At 43.0% G+C, this 7,146-nt stretch carries 5 protein-coding genes; 4 read left to right on the top strand and 1 reads right to left on the bottom strand.

What is annotated here, in order from left to right; translation table 11 throughout:
- The 3 genes from QT992_RS32585 to QT992_RS32575 all read left to right on the top strand — a co-directional run.
- On the top strand, window positions 1-3,675 hold a 3,675-nt coding region (locus QT992_RS32585; protein WP_333342916.1), incomplete at its 5' end, for an RHS repeat-associated core domain-containing protein.
- A 65-nt stretch (window positions 3,676-3,740) separates the two neighbouring features.
- Window positions 3,741-5,099: a hypothetical protein gene (locus QT992_RS32580; protein ID WP_333342917.1), complete on the top strand. Its 1,359-nt coding sequence runs from the start codon at window positions 3,741-3,743 to the stop codon at window positions 5,097-5,099.
- 76 nt (window positions 5,100-5,175) lie between these two features.
- Window positions 5,176-6,546 (top strand): hypothetical protein, encoded by a 1,371-nt coding sequence (locus tag QT992_RS32575; RefSeq protein ID WP_333342918.1) that lies wholly within the window; start codon window positions 5,176-5,178, stop codon window positions 6,544-6,546.
- Here QT992_RS32575 and QT992_RS32570 read toward each other — a convergent pair.
- Window positions 6,543-6,749: a hypothetical protein gene (locus tag QT992_RS32570; protein ID WP_333342919.1), complete on the bottom strand. Its 207-nt coding sequence runs from the start codon at window positions 6,747-6,749 to the stop codon at window positions 6,543-6,545. The genes QT992_RS32575 and QT992_RS32570 overlap by 4 nt on opposite strands.
- A gap of 158 nt (window positions 6,750-6,907) precedes the next feature.
- Here QT992_RS32570 and QT992_RS32565 point away from each other — a divergent pair.
- Window positions 6,908-7,146: hypothetical protein (locus QT992_RS32565; RefSeq protein ID WP_333342920.1), on the top strand; the 239-nt coding region annotated here is incomplete at its 3' end.

The raw sequence follows: 7,146 nt of genomic DNA, 5'->3' as shown, positions 1-7,146 counted from the left end.
GATGCTGCGGGGAATCAAAAGGCAGTAATTGATGAAAATGGCATCCGCACTGAGTACGAATACGATGCGATGAATCAATTGAAGAAGACGACGTTTGCCTCTGGGACTCCTGATGAAGCGGTGCACCAGTTTGAGTATGATGCTGCGGGAAATCAGACGACAACAATTGATGAGAATGGCAACCGTACTGAGTCTGATTATAATATCATGAATCAGCTCGTTAAAGTGACGGCTCCTGACCCGGATGGCAGCGGGCCGCTGACATCGCCCGTGACGAGTTATGAGTATGATTTGAATGGGAATCAGGTATTGATGGTTGACCCGTTGGGAAGGAAGACTGAGTATCGGTATGACAGTCGGAATCGGTTGGTTGAAACGGTGAATCCTGATGGTTCTAAGGAAAAGATGCGGTACGATTCGGATAACAATCAGACGGCGAGTTTTGATGCAAAAGGCAACCGAACTAACAAGGTTTATGATGCACGGGGCCGGTTAATTCGGGAGGTTGACCCTAGTGAGAAAGTTACTCGTTTTGAGTATAATGTTGCTAATCAAATGGTGGCTCAAGTTGATGCTAATAATAACCGGACTGAGTACAAGTATGATGAGTTGGGAAGGCGGACTGATGTTACTCAAGCGGCACAGACTACTATTGCTAGTACGAGCAAAACTGAGTACGATAAGGTTGGGAATGTTACTGCTGAAATTGATGCTAACACTAACAAAACTCAATACGTTTACGATGCTCTGAATCGTCAAACTCAAATCACAGATCCACTCAATAATGTCACAACATCCGAGTACAATAAAGGTGGCACTCTCAAATCGGTTACTGACCCGATACTTCGCAAGACTTCCTTTACCTACGATGCTTTAAACCGCCAAAAAACTGTCATTGACCCCAAACTCAACAATACCACCTACACTTACGACAAAGCCGGCAATCAAACTAAAATTACCGACGCTCTCAACCACTCCACCGAATACACCTACGACAATCTCAACCGCCAAACCGGCAGCAAAGACCCTCTCAATAATACCACAAAATCCACCTACGACGCCAACAGCAATCTTCTCACTTTCACCAACGAATTGGGAGACAAAACTGAATATACTTACGACAAAAAAGACCGAACTACTTCCGTCACCGACCCCCTCGGCAACAAAGTGTCTACAGAATACGATGCTAACGGTAATGTTAGTGCTGTCGCAGACGGTTTGGGCAACACCACTCGCTACGGTTACGATGCTTTAAACCGTCAAACAACAGTCACTGATGCTCTCAACAAAACCACAACTACAGCTTACGATAATGTCGGCAATGTCAGTTCTCTCACCGACCCTTCCAACAACAAAACAACTTTCGCCTACGATGAATTAAATCGCCTCAAAACTGAAACCAATCAACCACTGAACCGCACTCGCAGCTACACTTACGACCCCGCAGGCAATTTAATCACATCTAAAGACGGCAACAACCGCACTCGCAAATTTGTTTACGACAAACTCAACCGCCCAAAAGAGGAACAGTGGCTGAATTCAGCTAACACTTCAATTCGGACGATTACTTCAAGTTACGATGCAGCAGGTCAACTTAAAACTATTAGCGACCCCGATGCAACTTATGCTTTGACTTACGATTTGGCTGGGAATTTGGAAACTGTTGACAATGCAGGAACTCCGAACGTGCCAAATGTGTTGTTGAAGTACGCATACAATCAGGTTAATCGTCCGATTTCTGTGACGGATACAATTAACGGTCAATTGCGGGGAACGAAGTCTTTTACTTATGATGATGGGAACCGAGTAACTCGGATTACTCAAAGTGGGAATGGGGTAAGTTCCAAGCGGGTGGATATGAGTTATGATGCTGCGGGTAAAACTAAGGATGTTACTCGTTACAGCGATTTGAATGGGACGGGTTTGGTGGCCTCAAGCGAGTATGTTTATGACACTGCGGGTCGTTTAACTCGGTTGAGTCACGGTAAGGGGAATGTGACGTTAGCTAATTATGCTTGGACTTACGATTTTGCCAATCGAGTGACTGGATTTACTTCGCCATCGGGTAGTACCAATTACAGTTATGACAAGCGAGACCAGTTGACTGGTGCAGATTATAGTTCTCAGAGTGATGAGAGTTACAGTTACGATGATAATGGGAGTCGAACTAATTCTGGATATCAAACTGGAAGTAACAATCAGTTGCAGTCTGATGGTGTTTACAATTACGACTACGATGGTGAGGGGAATCTCACGAAGCGGACTGATATTGTTACGGGTGAGGTGACTGAGTACAGTTGGGATTATCGGAACCGTTTGAGTCAGGTTGTGGGTAAAAATGGTAGCGGTTCTGTGATTAAGTCGGCTCAGTATAGTTATGATGGTTTGAATCGCCGCATTGTTAAGGAAGTTGATGCGGATGGTGCTGGTAGTGCAGCGCCTCAAGTTGAGCGTTTGGTTTACGACGGGCAGCATATTGCTTTGACTTTTGATGGTGCTGGTTCTCAAACGCACCGTTATTTGCACGGGGTGGAAACTGACCAGATTTTGGCTGATGAAAGTGCTGGCGGTAGCGTGTTGTGGCCGTTAACTGATAATCTGGGAACGGTGCGGGATTTGGTTGATTCTAATGGGGCGATTCAGAATCGGATTGGTTATGATAGTTTTGGGAAGGTGAGGAGTCAAACTAATCCGAGTGTGGGTTTCCGGTTTGGTTTTACGGGGCGGGAGTTGGATTCTGAGACGGGGAATTATTATTATAATTCGAGGTATTATGACCCGCAGGTGGGGAGGTTTATTAGTGAGGATACGATCGGGTTTGGGGGTGGGGATGCTAATTTGTATCGGTATGTGGGAAATAGTCCGACTAATTATACCGATCCGTCGGGAGAACAGGTTCCTGTAGCGATACCTTTGCCTGCACCGGCTTTGCCTCTACCGCCTTTGGGTGGTCTTCTCCAGCGTGTGCCTGGTTTGGGTATATTGCTTGCACCTCCTGGTGGTGGTGGGTTGCTGAATCCTCTTCCTGCTGGTCAGGACGATCGACTGTTTGAGGAAAGACTGCGGAGAGGGTTGATTCAACCTCAGGGACAAACTCAGCCTACTCCACTGCTTAATCGACCAACTCGTTCACAGCCATCCACTGCGCCGTCAACCTCTCCAGCTTCGCCACCTCTTCCGAATCCTGATTGTAAAACTTGTGCAGATGACCCCGAACTCAAGAAATATGTCAAGTGTGAGACAATATTTAGAGGAACAGGGGGAGAACAGGGTATCCTAATTGGTTTTAGATATAACAGCCTTGAAGATGCAGCGAATAATTTACAAAAAACAAGGCGCGAATTAGCAAATGACAGACAGCCAAATAGAGAAAGACTATGGTGGTTGCAGAGTTTGCTTCCTCCTATAGGAGCTTTACCATATAAAGCCGATGATAAGTTACCTTGTCCTTATCCAAAGCCTACAAAAGACGGTGGTGCGCGTCACTACAATGTAGAGATAAGTGCTAACGATAACGTCCGAAAAGACCAAGAGTGGTCGTCATCTAGCGCTGGCTCACTCGGAAGATGTGAATGTTGTGAAGATACTGTCACAGGACCAAAGAAAAGAGTAAGATTTTCCATTTTGAATATAAAAAATGCAAATAGCCGGAAAATTCACAATTCTGATCTCTAAATCAATTACTTGACTGGAACATAACCTTTTACGCTTGATATAGATGCTGTGTAATTAACAAGCAAATGACTATAAACAGAGTAGAGTATTTAATGATCTTGTCTGCTTTAACAGAGACAGAAATTTTCATAAATGTCGCATCTGATTGGCGACTCTCCCATGCTGAAGTGGTATCAGCAGCCAATCGGTTATTTCAAAGTGGCGATATATTAGCAGCATTTTCTAATGAAAATGGAGAAAATATTAGAGGTGTAGCCCTAACAATATCTCAGATTTGGGCAAGCCTAAATGGAAAACTCAACGCTTTTTACTACTTAACTTCTCAGGGAGGAGCAAGGTGGGAAGGCTTAACTGGTGCTAATTGGAATTATTATCATAAATGGTGTCTGGGTTATCAGCGTGATGAAATAACTGGATTATTTCGTTCAGAAATAATCTGTTGTTCTCAGCAGATTATGCAAGAAATTATAAATTATTGTGAATATTTAGAAAACCAAATTCTTATTTCAGAAACTTGTTTTTGGGAGGATATAGGATTTTGGAAAGCAACGTACTGGAAAACTTTACCCAAAGCTTACAAAGTTACTTACCAGCATCGATATTTTGAATTGTGTATCGACTCAAATACACCCAAAGAATGGATTGAGAAAGATCGACAAGCGAAGCAGTGGTACTCAGAAATTTCGCATTGGTATACAGAGCCAGAATTAGATACAAACCCATCAAGTCTCTTTGAAGATATAGCACCAATCTCTTACGCAGCATTGGCAGAAACTCCGAATTCAAAGGTTGAATACTTGCTGCTAAAATCTGTTGTAATAAACTATTACGGGTTAGAAAGCGTTGCATACTCAGAACACTTATCTCATGCTGAAACAGCACTTGCAGCCGATTCCTTGTTTCAAAAAGGAGATATTAAAGCAATAGTGTTTGCTGATGAATATGATGCAGAGGGGACTCCTGATGTTGTTTTAACAATGGCTGGAATTCAAGACCACTTAGACGGGAGACTTAAAGCATCATACTATTTAACTCCTCAAGGAGGTGCTAAATGGGAAGCAATGGCTCATCCTGCCTGGAATAAGTTTCTTATTGCGAATTTTCTGAACATCTTCCCCTATGAAGAGGGAATTATAGGTACTGAGCGCGAAATTATAGAGCAATTGCTGGCTGTGGATAGTTTGATTTTAATACACGAACATATCTCAGGAACCGAAAAGTGGAATGTCCTTGAACCCTTTCAAGCTACCTACTGGAAGACTTTACCGCGAGGCTATCATGTTAGTTGCGAGCATAAGTCTAGTGATTTTTGTCCTTGGAAATTAGATGACAATACTCCGGCTGAGATAGTTGAGGAATATCAGCGGGCGAGTCAATGGTACGAGAATGTGAAGAAATGGTATACAGACCCTTCCTTTGACTAGACTTTAATAGTCTTACTTAAGACGCTAAAGCAATTTCAAAAAATAAGCTGAAGTTACTTTTTCAAACAAAAGAGGAATGAATAGAGCAGAATATTGGATTCTTAGATGTGCAGTAACGTATCACGCATGGCTTAGAGATGTTGCTTATAAATGCGGACTATCTCATGATGAGGTAGCACTCGCAGCAAATTGCTTATTCCAAAATGGAGATATCCAAGCAAAAGTATTTGGCGATGAAAAAGACATAGAAGGTACTCCATTTGCAATATTGACTCTTGCTGAAATTCAAGCACACCTAGACGGAAAACTCAGAGCCTCCTATGAATTAACTCCCCAGGGTGGAACACGCTGGGAATCTGCTGCTCATGCAGAATGGAATCGGTATTTTCTATGGTTCAATAATAATAAAATTGTTGAAAGTGAATTATTTGAGTGGGAATTGATAGGTGTCGATCGACAATTAATAGAAAGTCTTTTAATTGATAGTGGCTATGTGTACAGCGATTTTCCTGTTCCAGGGACAGAAGTTTGGGAGGTGCTTGAACCTTGGCAACCGACTTACTGGAAGATTCTACCTTTGGCCTACAGAGTTTGCTATCAAGCTAAGGAAAGCAAGAGTGTTAACATTGGATCGGAAACTTCCCCCAGTTGGTATCAGGGATATGAGCAGGCACAGGAGCGATATGGAGCAATTAAGAAATGGTACACAGACCCCGAATTTGACGATAAGGAGTCATCAAGTCTTATTAATTATACAGCAGCTAACTATGACATAACATCTAATGAAATTGCGCTTAAAAAAGCAGAATACTTTATTCTGAAGCGAGTTGTAGAACGTTATGGAGATTATTACGATGATTTTGGAGGTGTATCATTAGACTGTCACCTCTCTCATAATGAGACACTAGCAGCGGCAAAGTATTTATTTCAGAAAGGAGATATTTTAGCAAAAGTGTACCGGAATGGAATCCTGGTTTCAGATGTGGTAATGACTGTTTCAGAAATTCAGGCTAATTTAGAGGGAAAATTCTCAGCTCATTATTATTTAACTCCGCAGGGAGGAGAACGCTGGGAAGCTTTAGCTAGTGCGAATTGGAATCAGTATTACATATACTTTTGTCAAGATTATAGACTCGACACAATAGCTCAATATGAATGTCAGATAACGAGCGTTGACCGACAATTTATAGAGCAGCTTTTCAGCCTCCACTGTTATCTCTCTAATGATGAAATTTCTCTCCCAGGAACAGAAGTTTGGGATCTAGTTGAACCCTGGTCGGCTACTTACTGGAAGACTTTACCTAGAGCCTACAGGATTCGCTTTCAAGCTACGGATAATCGTTTTATAAAAGCAAATGTTTCCTCAGAATGGGAAGAGGCAAGCCAGCAAGCTTATCAATGGTTTTCAGAAATTCAGAAATGGTATACAGACCCTTCCTTTGACTAGAATTTAACTGTTTTACTCGATCGATGAATTTGAGATATCTGAAAATAATTTCCCATATCCGAATTGCCCGCACCGACCGCACCTAAAAGTTTAGCAGTTTGTTTGAGAACAGCGTTGTCGTGATCGGTGCGTAACTGCTGAACTAGAAACGGAATATTTTGTTGTTCTTGAATATTGTTTGTGAGAGAGGTGTTATCCACCATAATGTCATCTGGTAGGGAATTTCAATACGACTAAGGATCTCGCACTTCCCTCAATTATACCAGCAATCACAGTCAACGTTAGCGCTTCCACTGTCGGCAACACCCGTATTTCAGGACTGATTCAAAACACCCACCAACAACCCCTAGCAAATGTTGTAGTGAAACTAGGCGACTTGCAAGCAGCCTTGCCCAACCGCGCCGGATACTCCGCGGGTACGACAATGGACTTGTGGTCGATTAACCCCACCACAGGCGACTTCGACAATGTAGGCACCGGTAAAGTCACTGCTGACGGGAGTGCAATAGAAACTGTTTCAGGCGGCATCCGCAACAGCAGTTGGCACTTCTTCGCCCCGCCCGCACCTTCGCCCAGAAATCCGGGTCAAGACCCCCGCAA

Source organism: Microcoleus sp. T3_D1, from assembly GCF_036700405.1.
GTDB lineage: Bacteria > Cyanobacteriota > Cyanobacteriia > Cyanobacteriales > Microcoleaceae > Microcoleus.
This window is presented reverse-complemented; position numbering and strand designations above follow the sequence as displayed.